We start from the raw sequence: 17,312 nt of genomic DNA, 5'->3' as shown, positions 1-17,312 counted from the left end.
TTCTCAACTCCTCAAGAACGGGCCCCGGTGGGCCGAATCCGGGCTGATTCCGCGCTCAGGCGCACGAAGTCGAGGAGTTGGGGACCCGCGCGCCCCGCGAAACGACCCGCCCGCCCGCTCACCCGGTGTTCTGCAGGCCCGCAGCGACCCCCGACACCGACAGCAGCAGCAGGTGGCGGGTATCGGCCGCCTGCGACTCGTCGAGGCGGTCGTCGCGCAGTGCCCGCAGCGCACGCAGCTGCAGCAGCGACAGCGCGTCGACGTAGGGGCTGCGCATCTTCACCGCGCGCTGCAGCACCGGCTTGCTCGCCAGCAGCTGCCTGCCGCCGGTCAGGCGGATCACCCAGTCGCGAGTGAGGGTCATCTCGTCCATCACGAGGTCGGCGAGATCGGGTCGGTCACCCAGCTGCAGGTACTCGCGGGCGATGCGGGGGTCGGCCTTGGCGAGGCTCATCGCGACGTTGTCGACGAGGGTGTGCAGGAGCGGCCACTGCTCGTAGGCCTCCCGCAGCAGTGCCTCGTCGCCCACGGCCTGCAGCGCCGTGCCCAGGCCGAACCAGCCGGCCAGGTTGATGCGCGCCTGCGTCCACGCGAACACCCAGGGGATGGCGCGCAGGTCCTCCAGCGATTCCACCGAGAGGCCGCGCCGCGCGGGGCGCGACCCGAGCGCGAGCAGGCCGACTTCCTCCATGGGCGTGACGGTCGCGAACCAGGGGGCGAACCCGGGCGCCTTCACGAGCGAGAAGAACCGCTCCCGCGAGGCGGCGTCCATGGTGGCGGCCACGTCGGCGTACCGCGCCGCCGCCGCGCTGTTGCGCTCCTCGTTGGAGGGGGCGGATGCCAGCAGGATCGCCGCGGCGACCTGGTCGATGTGACGCATCGCGATGGCGGGGTCGCCGTAGCGGGCGAAGATCACCTCGCCCTGTTCGGTGAGCTTGAACCGGCCGTCGACCGAGTGCGGCGGTTGGGCGAGGATCGCGGAGTTGGCCGGTCCGCCGCCGCGCCCAAGGGCGCCGCCGCGTCCGTGGAACAGCGTCAGCTCGATGCCCTCGCGCTGCGCCCACGCGCCGATCTTCGCCTGCGCCTCGTAGAGGGCGAGGTTCGCGGCCACGGGGCCGACGTCCTTCGACGAGTCCGAGTAGCCGAGCATGACCTCGAGCCGTCGTCCCGTCGCTTCCAGACGCGCCTTGAACTGCGGGTGCTCGACGATCTCGGCAAGGATGCCGGGGGCCGCCTGCAGGTCGGCGAAGGTCTCGAAGAGCGGGATGACGTCGAGCGTCGGGGGAGTGCCCCCCGTGCCGACGGCGTAACGGGCCAGGCGGTGCACGGCGGCCAGATCGTCGGCGGTGCGGGTGAACGAGACGATGTAGCGACCGGCCGCGCGGATGCCGTACCGCTCCTGCACGAAGGCGACGGCGCGGAAGGTGTCGAGCACCTCCTCGGTCAGCTCGCTGCGCGGTCCGCCGGCGTCGAGCTCGGCGAGCACCTTCTTGTGCACGTCGGAGTGCTGCCGCACCTCGAGCTCGGCGAGGTGGAACCCGTAGGTCTCCACCTGCCAGATCAGCTGCTGCAGGGCGCCGTACGCCTGGCGTGCGGCGCTGCCCTGCGCGAGGGAGTCCTGGATGACCCGCAGGTGCGCCAGTAGCTGCTCGGGGTCGGTGTAGGCGAGGTCGGCGTTGCGGGAGCCGGTGGCGGCGATCCGCCGCGCGATCAGCAGAAGCACCCGGCGGTGAGGCTCATCGGGGGAGCGCTTGGCGATCTCGTCGGCGGCGTCTTCGTCGCTCGCCCGCAGTCGGTGCCAGAGGGCCAGGAGCTCGTCGCTCGGCGGGGTCGTGGCGGCATCGAGGGTGAGGGCGCGCCCGATGCGGTTGGCTGCGCGCTCGAGACCCATCAGCACGTGCTCGCTCGCGATCCCCGCGGCGCGGCGGGTGACGGCGGCGGTGACGAACGGGTTGCCGTCGCGGTCTCCGCCGACCCAGGTTCCCAGGCGCACAAAAGGGGCGATGACGGGCGGGCGGCTGCCGGCGAGGGGACCCTGCAGCGCGTCGTCGACGCGGCGGTAGACCTGCGGCACGGCGGTGAACAGCGTCTCGTCGAAGACGCTCATCACCGAGCGCACCTCGTCGGTCGGTGACGGCTTCTCGGGGCGCAGTGGGGCGGTGCGCCAGAGGGTGTCGATCTCCTCGAGCATGCGGCCTTCGACGCGGCGTCGCTCGGTGCTCGCCGGCAGCGACGCGTCATGTTCGATCAGCAGGCCGGCCAAGCGCCGGATGCCGGTGGACACCGCACGGCGCCGCGCCTCGGTGGGGTGCGCGGTGAAGACCGGGTGAAACCGCAGGGCGCGAAGCCGCTCGAGGGCGACGTCGTCGCCGACCTCGTCGGAGAGGCGTGCGTACGCGGCGGCCACCGTGTCGACGTCCGCGCGGTCGGGATCGGCGTCGCGCTCGCGCAGGATGCGCACGCGCTGGTGCTCCTCGGCGAGGTTCACCAGGTGGAAATAGCAGGTGAAGGCGCGGGCGACTTCACCTGCTCGGGCCAGCGTGAAGCCGTCGGCGATCGCCGCGGCACGGCGGTGGGCGGCATCCGTCTCGTCGGTGTAGGCCTGGATCGAGGCCGTGCGCAGGCGCTCCACGTCGTCGTACAGCCCTGGGGTGCCGCTCTCGCGCAGCACGTCGCCGAGGAGCCCGCCCAGAAGGCGCACGTCGGCGCGCATCTGCTCGGGAAGCTCCTGACCTGCTTCGAAACGTCCGACCAGATCGATGGCCTCGGTGGGGGTGACATCACGCATGCGTTCAACGCTAACCCCAGAGCGCCGGGCCGTTTCGCTTCGCTACGATGGACGCCGGTGCGCCGGGAAGTCTGGTCGGCTCGCGCTCGGATATCGAGGGCGGAAGCCCCCAACCCGACCCTCTGGAGGTCCGATGTCCCTGTTGCGCTCCGCGCGATTCCCCGCCGTCATCCTGCTGACCGCGGCCATCGCCGCCCTCGTCATCGCGAACACACCGCTCGGCGAGGCCGTCGTCGGTGTCAAGGAGACCTACGTCGGCATTCCCGGCATCTTCGAGATGTCGGTGGGCCACTGGATCCAGGACGGGCTGCTGGCGATCTTCTTCTTCATGGTCGCCGTCGAGCTGCAGTTCGAGCTCACCAACGGCGAGCTCAACTCCGCGCGCAAGGCGCTGCAGCCGGCGATCGCCGCCGCGGGTGGCGTGCTGGTGCCCATCGCGATCTTCCTGATCTTCGCCGGCGGGTCAGACGCCGCCGTCGGGTGGCCCGTCCCGACCGCCACCGATATCGCGTTCGCCCTCGGGGTGCTCGCCGTCTTCGGCAAGGGGCTGCCCTCAGGCATCCGCATCTTCCTGCTGGCGCTGGCGATCCTCGACGACATCGTCGGCATCCTCTTCATCGCCGTGCTGTTCACTGCCGACGTCAACATCGGGCTGCTTGCCCTCGCCGCGCTCGCCGTCATCGTCTTCGGAGTGCTCAGCAGACGCCTCGACACGCGCGCGCGTGTGCCGATCGCCGTGCTGCTGGTGGTGCTCGGCATCGTCACCTGGGTGCTGGTCTACCTCTCGGGCGTGCACGCCACGATCGCCGGTGTCGGGCTGGGCCTCGCGATGGCCCAGCGGCCGGCGCTGCGCACCCGCCACGCGCTCGAGCCGTGGGTGAACGGCCTGATCCTGCCGCTGTTCGCCTTCTCCGCGGCGCTGGTCGCCATTCCGCGGGTGTCGCCCACCGAGCTGTCGCCGGCGTTCTGGGGCATCGTGGTGGGGCTGCCGGTCGGCAAGATCATCGGCATCACGCTGTTCGGCTGGATCTCGCTGCGCATCGGCAACCGGGGGGCCGCTCCCCACCTGTCGATCATGGATCTGCTCGCCGCGGGCGCCTTGGGCGGCATCGGCTTCACGGTGTCGCTGCTGCTGGCGGAGCTCGCCTTCGCGGGCGACCCGCTCGTGCGCGACGAGGCCACCCTCGGCGTGCTGGCAGGCTCCGGCATCGCCCTGATCGTCGCGGGCCTGCTCGTCTCGCAGCGCGCACGCCACTTCCGGCGCCTGGCCACGTCCGAAGCGGAACGCGTGCAGGGGCCCCACCCGCCGTCGCCCACGGGCGGACAGATCAACTGACGGGCACAATGGTGCGGTGACCACCCGCGACGCTTCCGCACTGCCCCAAGCTGCCGGCGACCCGCTCCGCGCGGCCGCCGACACGATGCGCGCGGTGCGCGAACGGTGCGTGTGGACGCAGCAGATCGACCACCGCGCGCTCGTCCCGTACCTCGTGGAAGAGGCGGCGGAACTCGTGGATGCCGTCGAAGCGGGGTCCCGCGAAGACCTGCGCGAGGAGCTCGGCGACCTGCTCTGGCAGGTGCTCTTCCACGCTCAGGTCGCGGCGAGCGATGCCGACGACCCGTTCGACATCGACGACGTCGCCCGCGACCTGACCGAGAAGATGGTGCGCCGGCATCCGCATGTCTTCGCCGGCGAGACCGCGACCACGCCCGAAGAGGTGCTCGTGCACTGGAACGCCGCGAAGGCCGCCGAGAAGCACGCCCGCACGAGCGTGCTCGACGGGGTCTCGCGCCACATGCCGTCCCTGGCCCTCGCGCAGAAGCTGCTGGGCAAGGCGGCGTCGGTGGGCGTCCAGGTCGTCGACGGGAATGCCCCGGAGCCGGCGCCCGACGACGAGGCTGCGCTCGGTGACGCCCTGCTCGCACTCGTCGCAACGGCGCGCGCCCGCGGGTGGGATGCCGAGCGTGCGCTGCGCGAGCGACTGCGGGGTCTGGAGGGGGAGATCCGCGCGGCGGAGCACCCCCGGGGTTCCTGAGAGAATCGTTCCGTGGCATCCGTCAATCCGCCGCGCGGCATGCGCGACTTCCTCCCCGCTGACAAGACCCGTCGCGAGCGCGTGCTCGCCGTGATCCGCGAGCGCTACCGCGCACACGGGTTCGATGAGATCGAGACCCCCGTGCTCGAAGAGTACGGGCGCCTCCATGCCGGCATCGGCGGCGACAACGAGAAGCTCGCCTTCAACATCCTCAAGCGAGGTCTGGATGCCGACGCGGTGCGTGCCGCCGCCGACGGGCCGGCCCTCGACGTCGCGGCGCTCGCCGACCTCGGCCTGCGCTACGACCTCACGGTGCCCCTGGCGCGGTTCTACGCCACCCACCGGGCGGAGCTTCCGAGCGTGTTCCGCTCGGTCCAGATCGCCCCGGTGTGGCGCGCCGAGCGCCCGCAGAAGGGTCGCTACCGCCAGTTCGTGCAGTGCGACATCGACATCATCGGCGACGCATCGGCGCGCGCCGAGGCCGAGCTCATCGTCGCGAGCCTCGACGCCCTCGACGCGCTGGGCCTCGAGGGAGGCAGCATCCGCATCAATGACCGCCGACTGCTGGACGCGATGCTCGACGTGTTCGGCTTCGCGGCCGAGGAGCGCCCCGGGGTGCTCATCACGATCGACAAGCTCGACAAGATCGGGCCGACTGGCGTCGCCGCTGAGCTGCGCGAACGCGGCGCGACCGCTGCGGCCGTCGACGCGTTCGAGCAGTTCCTGGCGGGCGTGGCCGGCGGCGAAGACCGGCCCTTCGGCGAGGACCAGATCCGCGCCTCGCTGCCCGAGGGTGTGCCGGACGACATCGTCGCGCACCTCGTCGGCCTGGGGGAGACGGTCGCTGCAGCACGCGGCGGCGGCGTTGAGACCCCGCTCGTGTTCGACCCGTTCCTCGTGCGGGGGATGGGCTACTACACCGGCACCATCTTCGAGCTGGCCCACCCGAGCGTCGGCTACTCGCTCGGCGGCGGCGGGCGTTACGACGGCATGATCGGCAGGTTCCTCGGTCAGGACGTTCCTGCGGTCGGGTTCTCGATCGGCTTCGAGCGCATCGTCGACCTGCTGGCGGCATCCGACGCGGCCGACGCGGCGAGCGTCGTGCTCGTGCACGACCGCGACGTGCCCGTGTCGGAGCTGCTCGCCCACAAGGCGGCCTTCGTGGCATCCGGTGCGCGGGTGCGGCTGGAGCAGCGGACGAAGAACCTCAAGGGTCTGCTCGAGCGCGCGTCGAACGACGGCTACACCGCGTTCGCGCTGCTGCCGGCCGGTGCCACGCCGGGCGAGGTCGAGGTGAAGCCGCTCGGCTGACCCCCGCGCCGCGTCTGCGCGCTCCCGCCGGGCCGCCCGCTGGGCTGCCCGCTGGGTGCCCGCTGTCGCGCCCTGTCTGTCGCGCCCCGCCTTTCGCGTGCGGCCGCCCGCCTCGCTCATTTCGCCCTCGCCTGTCGCATATCGCCGGGTCCGGTACCGGGAAACCGCGATCCGGGACAGGCGAGCAGGGACCGCGTGTCAAGAGGGGGTTGACATTGCCGTGACGTCAAGGATACGTTGACGTCATGAAGCAGATCAGCAGCCGGGCGTCCGCCGTGATCGGGCGCATGAAGTGGATCGCGATCGTCGGAATGATCGCGGGGATGGTTCTCCTTCTCCTCGCGGTCGGGTTCGAGTGGCGCGGATTCTGGGGAGGGGCGGTGCAGGGTGCCGCCATCGGCATCATCGCCGCGGGCGCCTACTTCTGGGGCTTCGGCAACGGCATCGGGCGAGGGATGCCGGCGGCGGCGTGGCTGCCGAGCCAGTCCGATCAGGCATGAGCGACCTCGCCGACGCGGTCGGCCGGGCCGTGCTGGCGGCAGCGCAGGTCGATGACAGCGCCCCGCTCGGTGTCGACGAGCACCTGGCGCTCATCGCCGCCAGTGCGCGCGCCGAGCGGGAGGTGCGGGAGATCCTGCAGCGCTCTGTCGCCGCCGCGCGCGGAGGGGGAGCGAGCTGGGCTCTCATCGGTGCGGAGCTCGGCATGTCCCGTCAGGCCGCGCAGCAGCGCTTCGGAGGTCCGACAGAGGCGGGCGCCGCCCTGGGTCCTGACGCCGTCGGGGCGGAGCGCTGGCTCGGGCCGGTCACCGCGTTCGACGAGATGACAGAGCTCGACGCCGCCGGCCGCGCGGGGTGGCGCACGGTGGAGGTCGGGATGCTCTCGCACCGGATGGTGCGCACCGACACGCAGTGGGAGCCCCGGCGCATCTTCTGGCGGGCGTCGCCGGCCGCTGAGGAGCGGGACGGCTGGCAGGTGGCGTGCCGCGCCTTCCCGTGGATCTACCTCGTGCGCGACCGGGGGATCCCGCCCGAGGGCACCTGAGCTCTCAGGCGGGCGCGGTTTCGCTCACGCGGCGCTTCTCGCGCACGTAGAGCTCGCGGCGCACCCGCGCGACGACGTCGCCGGCGGCATCCGTCACATCCGTCTCGAACCACTCGAGCACCTTCGCCCCGCCGCGCGCCCGCTCGCGCAGCTCGTCCGCCTTCTCCGGGGGCACGTGGAAGTGCGCCGTGAGCACGCCTCGGCCAGGCTTGACGAACTCGATCTCGCCGCGGGTGTCCCAGACGACGTAGCCGCGGCCGAGCTGGTGCATCACGAGCATGAAGAAGTACGGATCGGTCATCGCCGACATCGACCCGCCGAACGCGGTCTTCACGTAGTTGCGGGTGATCACGTTCACGTGCAGCTCGACCGTGGCTTCGGTCCAATCCGGCGAGAAGCGCCGCACGCGGATGCCGCTGAAGAGGTTCGGAGCCCACAGGCTCATGCCGACGGCCATGCGGCGGGGAGTGATTCGCATGACCGGCATTGTGGCGGACGTGTAGCGACGCCGCACATGTGCTGGCGGAAACCGACAATCGCACTTGTTCTAGGCGTACTAGAATAAAGACGTGCTGATCAGAATGGACCCCCGCGCCGACGCGCCCCTGTTCGCGCAGATCGCGGCGTCGGTGCGTGCCGAGATCGCCGCCGGACGGCTGCGCGCCGGAGAGAGGCTGCCGTCGGCGAAGCAGATCGCGCCGTCGCTCGGCGTGAACCTTCACACCGTGCTGCACGCCTACCAGGAGCTGCGCGACGAGGGCCTGATCGAACTGCGCCGGGGGCGCGGGGCGGTCGTGACGGATGCCGCGACGCGCGTGGCGGAGCTGCGCGCGGAACTCGCCGACCTGGTGGCACGTGCCGCCGACGCCGGCATCGGACCCGACACCCTCGCCGCGCTGATCGCCGATCTCGCTCCCTCCGCGACCGCCCCCGAGCCTCAGGAAAGGCCGACACCGTGACCCGACGCCCCGCCGACCCCACCCGCCGCTTCATCATCGTGGCGCTCATCGCTCCGATCACGATCGCGCTCGCCGCATCGGTCGTGCAGCTCATCATGCTGCCGAACCTGGCCGCCACCGTCGCGATCCACTGGGACTTCAGCGGCACGCCCGACGGCTTCGGGCCGGCGTGGTCGTTCCCGGCGTTGACCGCAGGTCTGGGCATCGGCCTGTCGGCGCTGCTGGCGGGCACGGCCCTGGCCTCTGATCGTGCCGCCGCCCGGCGAGACGGCCGCCCGGCGGTCCCGACCGCGAACAGCCGCTTCGTTGGCGCGCTGCTGCTGGGGGCCGTGGCGTTCCTCAGCGTGCTCGCCACGGCGCTCGCGGCGGTGCAGGTGGGCGCTCCGGATGAGCAGGCGGTGGGAGCGGGTCTCCCGATGCTCGGCGCTCTCGCCGCCGGTGTCGCCGCCGGGCTGGCCGGCTGGTGGGCGCTGCCGCGCGCGACCGCGGCGCCGGTCGCGGGGGAGGCGGCGCACGCGCTCGACCTCGGAGCCGACGAGAGTGCTGTGTGGGTGCGTACTGCCACGATGTCCCGTTTGCCTCTGGCACTGCTGGGCGGCGCTGCGCTCGTCACTGTCGGGCTCGGCGTGGTGCTGCTGGTGACCGGTGACGACGCGGCGGGGTGGATCGCGCTGGCGTCCGGCGTCGTCGTGACGCTGCTCGTGGCCACGGGCACGGCCTATCGCGTGGTCGTCGACAACCGCGGCCTGACAGTGCGGGCGTTCGCCGGGGTGCCGCGCTGGCGCCTGGAACCGAGCGGCATCCGTGCCGTCGAGGTCGTGTTCGTGAACCCGACCGGGGACTTCGGCGGCTGGGGGTGGCGCTGGACGCCGGGCCGGTTCGGCGTGGTGACGCGCGCGGGTGAGGCGATCCAGGTGACGAGAGCCGACGGCAGGCAGTTCGTGGTCACGGTCGACGACGCCGAGACGGGCGCCGCGGTGCTGCAGGCGGTGGCCGATCGGGCGCGGCAGGAAGGCCCTCGGACGTGACCCGCGCCGGGGGTTGACCCCGCGGCGAGCCGTTCGCGAGGGTGGATGGCATGACCGAACCCACCGAAGAGACCTGGCGGCGCGTCGACCGCTACTTCGCCGACACGCTCGTCGGACACGACGCGGCGCTGGAGCAGGCCGTCGCCGACCAGAACCGCGCCGGGCTTCCTCACATCGAGGTCGCGCCCGTGAACGGCAAGTTCTTGAATCTTCTCGCCCGCATGAGCGGAGCCGAGCGCGTGCTGGAAATCGGCACCCTCGGCGGGTACTCCACCATCTGGCTCGCCCGCGCGCTGCCCGAAGGCGGCCGGGTGGTGACCATCGAGGCTGAGCCCGCCAACGCAGCCGTCGCGCGTCAGAATCTGGCGCGCGCGGGCGTCGGAGACAAGGTCGACATCCTCGTAGGCCGGGCAGAGGCCGTGCTCCCCACCCTCGCCTCGGAAGCGCCGTTCGACCTGGTGTTCATCGATGCCGACAAGGAGTCCAGCAGCCTGTATCTGGATTGGGCTGCGCGGCTCGGTCGCCCCGGCACCGTCGTCGTGGTGGACAACGTCGGCCGCGGCGGCAGGGTGGCCGACGCCGACTCGAGCGACCCCGGCGTCACCGGGATGCAGCGGGGACTGCGGATGCTCGGCCAGGACCCGCGATTCGACGCCACGGCGCTGCAGACGCTCGACGCGAAGGGCTGGGACGGCGTCGCGATCGCGCTCGTCGTCTGACCTTTCGCACGGCCGGTGGCCTGTGGCGCCGCCGCGGTCGTCACTAGAGTGGGGAGCAACGGACCGACGACGTTTCCGAGATCCACCCTCCACAAGCAAGGAGTCATCCGTGGCACTGATCGATGCTGTAGGCGCGCGAGAAATTCTGGATTCGCGCGGAAATCCCACCGTTGAAGTGGAGGTGCTGCTCGACGACGGAATCGTCCAGCGTGCGGCCGTCCCCTCCGGCGCATCCACCGGCGCGTTCGAAGCGTACGAGCTGCGCGACGGGGACAAGAGCCGCTACGGCGGCAAGGGCGTGCTGAAGGCCGTCAACGCCGTCATCGACGAGCTCGGCCCCGCCGTGGAGGGCATCGACGCGAGCGAGCAGCGCATCGTCGACGAGATCCTCATCGCGACCGACGGCACCGAGAACAAGTCGCGCTGCGGCGCGAACGCCATCCTCGGCGTGAGCCTCGCCGTGGCCAAGGCCGCCGCCGACAGCTCGGACCTGCCCCTGTTCCGCTACCTCGGCGGCCCGAACGCCCACGTGCTGCCCGTGCCGCTGTTCAACGTCATCAACGGCGGCGAGCACGCCGACAACGGCATCGACATGCAGGAGTTCTTCCTCGCGCCCATCGGCGCGGAGACCTTCGCCGAGTCGCTGCGCTGGGGTGCCGAGGTCTACCAGGTGCTCAAGAGCGAGCTCAAGGCCGCCGGCTACGCCACGGGCCTCGGTGACGAGGGCGGCTTCGCCCCTGACCTGCCGAGCAACCGCGAGGGCCTGGAGTTCCTTGTCCGCGCGATCGAGAAGGCCGGCTTCACGCCGGGTGCCGACATCGCCCTGGGCCTGGACGTCGCCGCCACCGAGTTCTTCAACGACGGGGTCTACCGCCTCGACAACAAGGACTGGACCGCCGCCGAGCTCACCGATTACTACGTGGGCCTGGTCGACGACTTCCCGATCGTGACGATCGAGGATGCGCTGGCCGAGGACGACTGGGACAACTGGACCGCTCTCACCGAGAAGCTGGGCCGCAGGGTGCAGCTCGTGGGAGACGACCTCTTCGTCACCAACCCCGCGCGCCTGGCTGACGGCATCGCCCGCGGTGCCGCCAACTCGCTGCTGGTCAAGGTCAACCAGATCGGCACGCTGTCCGAGACGCTGGATGCCATCGACCTGGCGCACCGCTCCGGCTACACCACGATGCTCTCGCACCGCTCCGGCGAGACCGAGGACACCACGATCGCCGACCTCGCGGTCGCCGTCGGCTCGGGTCAGATCAAGAGCGGCGCGCCCGCGCGCAGCGAGCGCGTGGCGAAATACAATCAGCTTCTGCGCATCGAAGAGGAGCTGGGCGACGCCGCGACGTTCGCCGGCCGCTCCGCCTTCCCCCGCTTCAAGGGATAAGCGCACAACGCAGACCGAATGAGAGGGGGAGCCGTGGCGAGATCGACGGCTCCCTCTTCTCGTTCCGCCCAGGTGGACGTGCGGCAGTGGATGGGCGGTATCCGCCTGTCCGGCTTCATGATGATCATGCTGGCGCTGGTCGTGCTCGGCGCCCTGGTGCTGGTGCCGACGGTGGGCACCTACCTCGACCAGCGACAGCAGATCGCCGCGCTAGAGCGCTCGGTGCGCATGAGCGAGGAAGAGGTCGCCGAGCTCGAGGCGACGCGGGACCGCTGGGGAGACCCGGCCTACATCACGACCCAGGCGCGCGAGCGGCTGTACTACCACCGCCCCGGCGAGGTGGTGTTCCTCGTCGACAACGATCTGCCCGCGCTCGAGGTGCCGCAGGAGAGGGCACCGGTGAGCTCTGCCGTCGAAGAGACCCCACGCGACTGGATGACGCTCCTGGTGCGCTCGGTCGTCGCAGCCGGGACGGCCGAGACGGTGACGTACGAGATCGGCGTGCCCGACGAGCCCATGGAGCAACCCGCGCCCTGACAGGCATCTGTCCAGCCTGCTCACGGTAGCCTGGTGCAGTGAGCACCCCGCCGTTCGACCCTGCCGACGACGCCGACCTCGCGGTGCTCCGCGAGCAACTCGGTCGCCCCCCGCGGGGTGTGCTGGGAATCGCCGCTCGGTGCGTCTGCGGCAACCCGACCGTCGTCGCGACGGCTCCGCGGCTGTCCGACGGAACGCCGTTTCCGACCTTCTACTACCTCACCCACCCGGGTGCGACCGCCGCGATGTCCAGGCTCGAAGCGGAGCAGGTCATGAAGGACCTCTCGGACGAACTCGCCGCGGACGAGGATCTGGCCGCCGCCTACCTGCGTGCGCACGAGGCGTACCTGCGTGACCGTGCGCCCTACGGCGAGGTGCCCGAGATCGACGGGATCTCCGCCGGCGGCATGCCCACGCGGGTCAAATGCCTGCATGCGCTGGCGGGGCACGCGCTGGCGGCGGGACCCGGTGTGAACCCGATCGGCGACCGCGCGCTGGAGCTGTCGGACTGGTCGCCCGAGCGGTGCACGTGTGCACACCCGGGCGGGCGGGTGTCATGAGCCGCAGGCTCGCAGCAGCCACGGTGATGCTCCTCAGCTTCGGGCTGCTGGGAGCCGCGCCCGCACCTGCGCCGTCGCCGGCCCCGGTGAGCGTTCCCGACCCGGTGCGCGCCGCGCAGTACTGGCTCGACGACTACGGCATCCGCGAAGCCTGGGAGACCACGCGCGGCGCCGGCACCCGCATCGCGATCATCGACACGGGCGTCGCGCGGGGACCGGTGGAGCTGGGCGGCGTCGTCGCCGGCGCGGACTTCTCGGGACTGGGCTCGCCCGACGGCCGCACCCCCGTGGGAGCGGTGGATGCCGCGCACGGCAGCCTCGTGGCATCCCTCGCCGCCGGCCGGGGCACCGGCCCCGACGCCGGCGTGATCGGGGTGGCGCCCGAGGCGGAACTGCTGTCGCTGTCGCTGTCGTTCGGCGCGGCCGCGTCGACACCGTTCGCCGATCAGGTGGCCGAGGCGATGCGCTGGGCGGTGGACCACGGGGCGGACGTGATCAACCTGTCGTTCACGACGAACACCCTCGACTGGCCGCAGAGCTGGGACGACGCGTTCCTCTATGCCCTCGAGCACGATGTCGTGGTGGTCGTCGCCGCAGGTAACCGCGGCAGCGGCACCGACCGGGTGGGGGCGCCGGCCACGATTCCCGGCGTGCTCACGGTCGGCGGCGTGGACCGCACGGGCAAGGCGAGCGTCGAGGCATCCACCCAGGGCATCACCATCGGGATCAGTGGTCCGAGCGAGGACCTGCTCGGCGTCTCCCCGGACGGGAACATCGTCCAGTGGAACGGCACGAGCGGTGCCGCGCCGATCGTCGCGGGCATCGCGGCGCTGGTCCGCTCGGCGCATCCGGAGCTCGACGCCGCCAACGTCATCAACCGCATCGTGAAGACGGCGACCCCGGCGGCGGGGGCGTCGGGCCCGCGCGACCCGCTCTACGGCTACGGCCTGGTCAATGCGTCCGCGGCGGTGGCGCAGCCGGTGGCTGCCGTCGAGGCCAACCCGATGGGTGACCTCAGGGAGTGGATCCGCCTGTACCGCCGAGCGGATGCCGCGCCCGCCCCCGTACCCACGACGGGCCCCGTCACCGTGCCCCCGCTGCCGGCCGCAGACACGGTCACCCGGCCGACCACGCCGCTGCTGCCGTCGGAACACACCCTCGTCTACGGCACGCTTCCGCTCTCGCTGGCCACCCTGGCCGGTATACTGGTTGCGCTCGGTGTCACTGCTGCTACCCGGCGCATCAGATCGGCTCGCGCGCAACGTGTGCCGAGCAGCCAAATCTAGGAGTTGTCTTCCCGTGACCAGCACCGTGCCCAGAATCCTCATCGTCGGCGGCGGCTATGCGGGGTTCTACACCGCATGGAAGCTCGAAAAGCACCTTCGCAAGGGCGAGGCCGACGTGACCATCGTCGACCCCCTGCCCTACATGACGTACCAGCCCTTCCTCCCCGAGGTCGCCGCGGGTGAGATCGAGGCGCGTCACGTCGTGGTGGGGCTGCGACGTCACCTCAAGCGCACGCGGGTGGTGGCCGCCAAGGTCACCGGCATCGACCACGCACACAAGGTCGCGACCATCACGCCCGCCGAGGGCGAGCCCTGGCAGCACGAGTACGACCAGATCGTCGTGACCGCCGGCGCCGTCTCGCGCACCTTCCCGATCCCGGGCATCGCCGAGAACGCGATCGGCCTCAAGTCGATCGAAGAAGCCGTCGCGATCCGTGACCGCATCCTCACCAACTTCGACCGTGCGGCGAACCTGCCTGCCGGTCCCGAGCGCGATCGCCTGCTCACCGTCGTTGTGGTCGGCGGCGGCTTCGCCGGCATCGAGGTCTTCGCCGAGATGCGCGCGCTCGCCTCGTCACTGCTCAAGGACTACCCGACGCTGACGTTCGAGGACACGCACTTCCACCTCATCGAGGCGATGGGTCGCATCATGCCCGAGGTGTCGCTGAAGACGAGCGAGTGGGTGCTGAAGGACCTCGCCAAGCGCGGCGCCAACGTGCACCTCGACACGCAGGTCAAGGGCGCAATCGACGGCAATGTCGAACTTTCCACCGGTGAGGTGATCCCGACCGACCTCATCGTCTGGACCGCCGGCGTCATGGCCAACCCCACCGTCGTCCGCGGCAGCGACCTGCCCGTCGAGGAGCGGGGCCGCATCCGCACCCGCCCCGACCTGCGCGTCGGCACCGCCGAAGAGATCGTCGAGGGCGCCTGGGCCGCCGGTGACATCTCCGCGGTCCCCGACCTCACCGGCAAGGGCGTCGGCGGCTACTGCGTTCCGAACGCGCAGCACGCCGTCCGTCAGGCGAAGCTTCTGGCCAAGAACCTCACGGCGGTCCTCCGCGGCGAGCTGCCCAGCGAGTACATCCACCACAACCTCGGTGCCGTCGCAGGTCTCGGCCTCTACAACGGTGTCTTCCAGTCGGGGAACATCGCGCTGAAGGGCTTCATCGCCTGGGTCGCGCACCGCGGCTACCACGGTCTGGCCATGCCGTCGTGGGAGCGCAAGTGGCGCGTCATCGGCGACTGGTGGCACAACCTGTGGCTCGGCCGCGACAACGTGTCGCTGCAGGCCGTGCAGAACCCCCGGTACGTCTTCGAGGAGTTCGCCGCTCGCCCGCGTCCGGCCGCGTCCGACGCTCCGGCGCCGGCACCCGCCATCGACCCCAAGACGGTCGTGGCGGAGAAGGCCGGCAAGGCACCCGAGCAGACGACCGCATCCCGCTGAATCTCGCGCCCCGCGTCGGGGCGATAGGGTGGGCGCGGCGTGCCGAGCGTCGCGCCCCCGTAGCCCAATGGCAGAGGCAGGCGACTTAAAATCGCTTCAGTGTGGGTTCGAGTCCCACCGGGGGTACGAGAGCATCTTCGGGGCCCGGCGATCGGGGCCTCTAGTGCCTCCCGCGCTTGCGCCCTACTGTCGGGGGATGAACGCGCCAGCCGACCCTCAGGGCGTCCCTGTCGGAGGCTCCGGCGACGCCCAGGTGCGCGAGCGCCGCAGGCGCCCCCAGCGCACTAGGCGACCCAAAGGCACCCCGACGCTCCTGGTGCTGATGATCATCGTGGTGCTGCCCTCCGTTCTGCTCGCCGACGCCTGGGGGGCGGGCGCTGCGGGGATCATCGGAGGCCTCACCGGCATGTTCTCGCTGGTGGCATTCATGGGCGGCCCGCTGCGAGCCGACCTGCGCATCGCTGTGTCGATGGGGCCGCTGCTGATCATCGCCGCGGCCGTCCCGCGCCTCGTGGCCGAGACCTCGCGCCCCGCAGCGATGGCGCTCGTTGTGCTGCTGACCGTCGTCGCAGCGCTCCTGCCGCTGATCGGTCCGCGTTTCGGGACCGCCGGAATGGGGCTGGGGATGACCACGATGTTCGGCTACGGCTACGCCCCGCAGGGCGGGGCGGACCACCAGCAGGTGATTGCCGCAGCCGTCGCCGGCGTCGTGGTGGCGCTGCTGCTGCGCATCGTGATGGGGATCTCCGACCCGTCCAAGCCGACGCGGGAGCAGGTCGCCGCCGTGCTCACGGCCGACGATCCCAGTGCGGCAACCGCCACCGCGTTCGGCACCTGGCTCAGCGACGGCAGGCAGCGCTGGCTCGCCGACGCACTCGAGGGTGCCTCGCGGTACCGGCTGGCCCTGCGCACCGCAAGAGTCGGGCGGGCCGGCGGCTCCGCCGACGCCACCGCGCTCCAGGAGCGCGCCCGCGAGCTGGCCGAGAAGCTGAAGGCCAAGCCGCGACGGGACACGGGAGGACAGTCAGAGCCTGCCACAGCGACGGCGACGACCCCGCCGGCGTCCGCAGTCATCGACGTGCCGCTCACAGAGGCCGCGCGCGCCCTCGACACCGTCGAACAGGCGATCCGCGAGCACGACACCTCTGCGGTACAGCTCGAGCGCGACCGGCGCCACCAGCTGAAAGACGCGGTGCTGCACCCGTCTGCGCGGCTGCAGTCCATCCAGCTCCGCCACGCGCTGCGCGCAGGGCTCGCCGTGCTGCTGATGCTGCTGATCACGTCCGGGCTGGAGCCGGGCGATCCGCTGGTCTCCACGGCGCTGCTGACCACCTTCAGCATCCTCCAGGCCAGCTGGGGCGACACCGCGACCAAGACGAGGAACAAGATCATCGGCGTGGTCGCCGGCTCGCTCACCGTCGCGGTGATCCTGCTGCTCGTGCCGCACACCTACCTCGTCGCGATCGCCGCCGTCTCCCTGTGCCTGGGGCTGTGGTACATCGTCACGCGCCCGGCGCTGGGCGGGGCGTTCATGGTCGTCGTCAGCGTCGGCTTCAACGCCGTCAGCCGGGATCTCGACCCCGTCACCCTCTTGCTGCAGTACGTCGGGCTCACCGCGAGTGCCGTGCTGGTCGGGGTCATCCTCGGGTTCGTCGTGATCCCGGGCCTGCGACCGGCCCCCCTGCGGCGACGTATCGAGAACGCCACCGCGGCCACCGCGAACGCCCTGCGGGCCTCGTCGAACGGCGGGGGCGCGTCGGGACCCGACGAGATCGCCCTGTTCCGCGATGCCGCACGCGCGCAGGACGAGCTGGTGCCCGACCGCGACCGGCTCGACGACCGGCAGCTCGCCGAGCTGGACGATCTGCAGACGGGGCTGCGCGACCTGACCACGCTGGCCGCCGCCACGACGCTCACCCGCGAGGAACTGGAGCAGGTCCTCGGGATACTGAGCCGCGCGGACGGCACCGAGCCGGACGAGCAGGACGGGACCGCCGCCGAGGGCGCAGGCACGGCATCGTCGACACTGTGGGACCTGGCCCAGCAGGCCGCTTCGGCCGAGCGATACCTGCTGCGGACGCTGCCGGTCACCCGCTGACCCGGCGCCTCTGCGCCCGTTACGCACCGGTTCCCCGTCGGCCCTAGGCTGGCGTCGTGCTCGACCTGCTCGGCGCCGCCGCCGCTTCGCCCGCTGCCCCCACCGGCCACT

General features: G+C 71.5%; 16 protein-coding genes and 1 tRNA gene. 15 read left to right on the top strand and 2 right to left on the bottom strand.

What is annotated here, in order from left to right; all coding sequences use genetic code 11:
- Positions 1 to 118: 118 nt before the first annotated feature.
- The gene (locus QNO21_RS08700; RefSeq protein ID WP_257519269.1) at positions 119 to 2,788 is read right to left on the bottom strand and encodes a phosphoenolpyruvate carboxylase; all 2,670 of its coding nucleotides are present in this window, start codon (positions 2,786 to 2,788) and stop codon (positions 119 to 121) included.
- A gap of 133 nt (positions 2,789 to 2,921) precedes the next feature.
- Between QNO21_RS08700 and QNO21_RS08695 the strand changes: the two genes are divergently transcribed.
- The 5 genes from QNO21_RS08695 (at position 2,922) to QNO21_RS08675 (ending at position 7,177) form a co-directional block, all read left to right on the top strand.
- Positions 2,922 to 4,124: a Na+/H+ antiporter NhaA gene (locus QNO21_RS08695; protein WP_257519268.1), complete on the top strand. Its 1,203-nt coding sequence runs from the start codon at positions 2,922 to 2,924 to the stop codon at positions 4,122 to 4,124.
- Positions 4,125 to 4,209: 85 nt separating this feature from the next.
- Positions 4,210 to 4,824 (top strand): MazG nucleotide pyrophosphohydrolase domain-containing protein, encoded by a 615-nt coding sequence (locus tag QNO21_RS08690; protein ID WP_257519331.1) that lies wholly within the window; start codon positions 4,210 to 4,212, stop codon positions 4,822 to 4,824.
- A gap of 39 nt (positions 4,825 to 4,863) precedes the next feature.
- Positions 4,864 to 6,135 (top strand): histidine--tRNA ligase, encoded by a 1,272-nt coding sequence (hisS, locus tag QNO21_RS08685; protein WP_257519330.1) that lies wholly within the window; start codon positions 4,864 to 4,866, stop codon positions 6,133 to 6,135.
- A gap of 245 nt (positions 6,136 to 6,380) precedes the next feature.
- The gene (locus tag QNO21_RS08680) at positions 6,381 to 6,635 is read left to right on the top strand and encodes a hypothetical protein (protein WP_257514900.1); all 255 of its coding nucleotides are present in this window, start codon (positions 6,381 to 6,383) and stop codon (positions 6,633 to 6,635) included.
- Positions 6,632 to 7,177 carry a hypothetical protein gene (locus tag QNO21_RS08675; RefSeq protein ID WP_257519267.1) on the top strand — a complete coding sequence of 182 codons (546 nt, stop codon included), beginning with the start codon at positions 6,632 to 6,634 and terminating at the stop codon, positions 7,175 to 7,177. The genes QNO21_RS08680 and QNO21_RS08675 overlap by 4 nt, the downstream gene beginning before the upstream one ends.
- Positions 7,178 to 7,181: 4 nt before the next feature.
- Here QNO21_RS08675 and QNO21_RS08670 read toward each other — a convergent pair whose 3' ends face one another.
- Complete coding sequence (locus QNO21_RS08670) at positions 7,182 to 7,655, bottom strand: DUF4442 domain-containing protein (RefSeq protein WP_257519266.1); 474 nt, start codon at positions 7,653 to 7,655, stop codon at positions 7,182 to 7,184.
- Between the two features lie 91 nt (positions 7,656 to 7,746).
- Here QNO21_RS08670 and QNO21_RS08665 point away from each other — a divergent pair, with 91 nt between their 5' ends.
- The 10 genes from QNO21_RS08665 to QNO21_RS08620 all read left to right on the top strand — a co-directional run bounded on the left by QNO21_RS08665 (position 7,747) and on the right by QNO21_RS08620 (position 17,201).
- On the top strand, positions 7,747 to 8,136 hold the full coding sequence (locus QNO21_RS08665) for a GntR family transcriptional regulator (RefSeq protein WP_257519265.1): 390 nt from the start codon (positions 7,747 to 7,749) through the stop codon (positions 8,134 to 8,136).
- Complete coding sequence (locus QNO21_RS08660) at positions 8,133 to 9,164, top strand: DUF1648 domain-containing protein (RefSeq protein ID WP_257519264.1); 1,032 nt, start codon at positions 8,133 to 8,135, stop codon at positions 9,162 to 9,164. Before QNO21_RS08665 ends, QNO21_RS08660 begins: the two co-directional genes overlap by 4 nt.
- A 50-nt stretch (positions 9,165 to 9,214) precedes the next feature.
- Positions 9,215 to 9,883 (top strand): O-methyltransferase, encoded by a 669-nt coding sequence (locus QNO21_RS08655; protein ID WP_257519263.1) that lies wholly within the window; start codon positions 9,215 to 9,217, stop codon positions 9,881 to 9,883.
- 109 nt (positions 9,884 to 9,992) lie between these two features.
- Positions 9,993 to 11,273, top strand: coding sequence for a phosphopyruvate hydratase (gene eno / locus QNO21_RS08650; RefSeq protein ID WP_257517228.1), 1,281 nt, complete (start codon positions 9,993 to 9,995; stop codon positions 11,271 to 11,273).
- A gap of 33 nt (positions 11,274 to 11,306) precedes the next feature.
- Complete coding sequence (locus QNO21_RS08645) at positions 11,307 to 11,810, top strand: septum formation initiator family protein (protein ID WP_257519262.1); 504 nt, start codon at positions 11,307 to 11,309, stop codon at positions 11,808 to 11,810.
- A 38-nt stretch (positions 11,811 to 11,848) separates the two neighbouring features.
- The gene (locus QNO21_RS08640; protein ID WP_257517278.1) at positions 11,849 to 12,370 is read left to right on the top strand and encodes a DUF501 domain-containing protein; all 522 of its coding nucleotides are present in this window, start codon (positions 11,849 to 11,851) and stop codon (positions 12,368 to 12,370) included.
- Positions 12,367 to 13,656: a S8 family serine peptidase gene (locus tag QNO21_RS08635; protein WP_257517277.1), complete on the top strand. Its 1,290-nt coding sequence runs from the start codon at positions 12,367 to 12,369 to the stop codon at positions 13,654 to 13,656. The genes QNO21_RS08640 and QNO21_RS08635 overlap by 4 nt, the downstream gene beginning before the upstream one ends.
- 25 nt (positions 13,657 to 13,681) lie before the next feature.
- Positions 13,682 to 15,103, top strand: coding sequence for an NAD(P)/FAD-dependent oxidoreductase (locus QNO21_RS08630; RefSeq protein WP_257516645.1), 1,422 nt, complete (start codon positions 13,682 to 13,684; stop codon positions 15,101 to 15,103).
- Positions 15,104 to 15,156: 53 nt separating this feature from the next.
- A tRNA-Leu gene (locus QNO21_RS08625) sits at positions 15,157 to 15,229 on the top strand.
- A 70-nt stretch (positions 15,230 to 15,299) separates the two neighbouring features.
- A complete protein-coding gene (locus QNO21_RS08620) occupies positions 15,300 to 17,201 on the top strand; it encodes an FUSC family protein (RefSeq protein WP_257519261.1) in 1,902 nt (633 codons plus the stop codon).
- Positions 17,202 to 17,312 lie beyond the last annotated feature (111 nt).

The sequence above is a fragment of the Microbacterium sp. zg-Y818 genome, from assembly GCF_030246905.1.
In the GTDB taxonomy this organism is placed as follows: Bacteria; Actinomycetota; Actinomycetes; order Actinomycetales; family Microbacteriaceae; genus Microbacterium.
Note: the sequence above shows the minus strand (reverse complement) of the source record. Positions and strands in the feature narration are given on the sequence as shown.

Coding starts and splice junctions, on each gene's coding strand:
- hisS (WP_257519330.1), top strand. CDS start 4,864: ATGCGCGACTTCCTCCCCGCTGACAAGACCCGTCGCGAGCGCGTGCTC.
- QNO21_RS08675 (WP_257519267.1), top strand. CDS start 6,632: ATGAGCGACCTCGCCGACGCGGTCGGCCGGGCCGTGCTGGCGGCAGCG.
- QNO21_RS08695 (WP_257519268.1), top strand. CDS start 2,922: ATGTCCCTGTTGCGCTCCGCGCGATTCCCCGCCGTCATCCTGCTGACC.
- QNO21_RS08700 (WP_257519269.1), bottom strand. CDS start 2,788: ATGCGTGATGTCACCCCCACCGAGGCCATCGATCTGGTCGGACGTTTC.
- QNO21_RS08690 (WP_257519331.1), top strand. CDS start 4,210: ATGCGCGCGGTGCGCGAACGGTGCGTGTGGACGCAGCAGATCGACCAC.
- QNO21_RS08670 (WP_257519266.1), bottom strand. CDS start 7,655: ATGCGAATCACTCCCCGCCGCATGGCCGTCGGCATGAGCCTGTGGGCT.
- QNO21_RS08635 (WP_257517277.1), top strand. CDS start 12,367: ATGAGCCGCAGGCTCGCAGCAGCCACGGTGATGCTCCTCAGCTTCGGG.
- QNO21_RS08655 (WP_257519263.1), top strand. CDS start 9,215: ATGACCGAACCCACCGAAGAGACCTGGCGGCGCGTCGACCGCTACTTC.
- QNO21_RS08680 (WP_257514900.1), top strand. CDS start 6,381: ATGAAGCAGATCAGCAGCCGGGCGTCCGCCGTGATCGGGCGCATGAAG.
- QNO21_RS08620 (WP_257519261.1), top strand. CDS start 15,300: ATGAACGCGCCAGCCGACCCTCAGGGCGTCCCTGTCGGAGGCTCCGGC.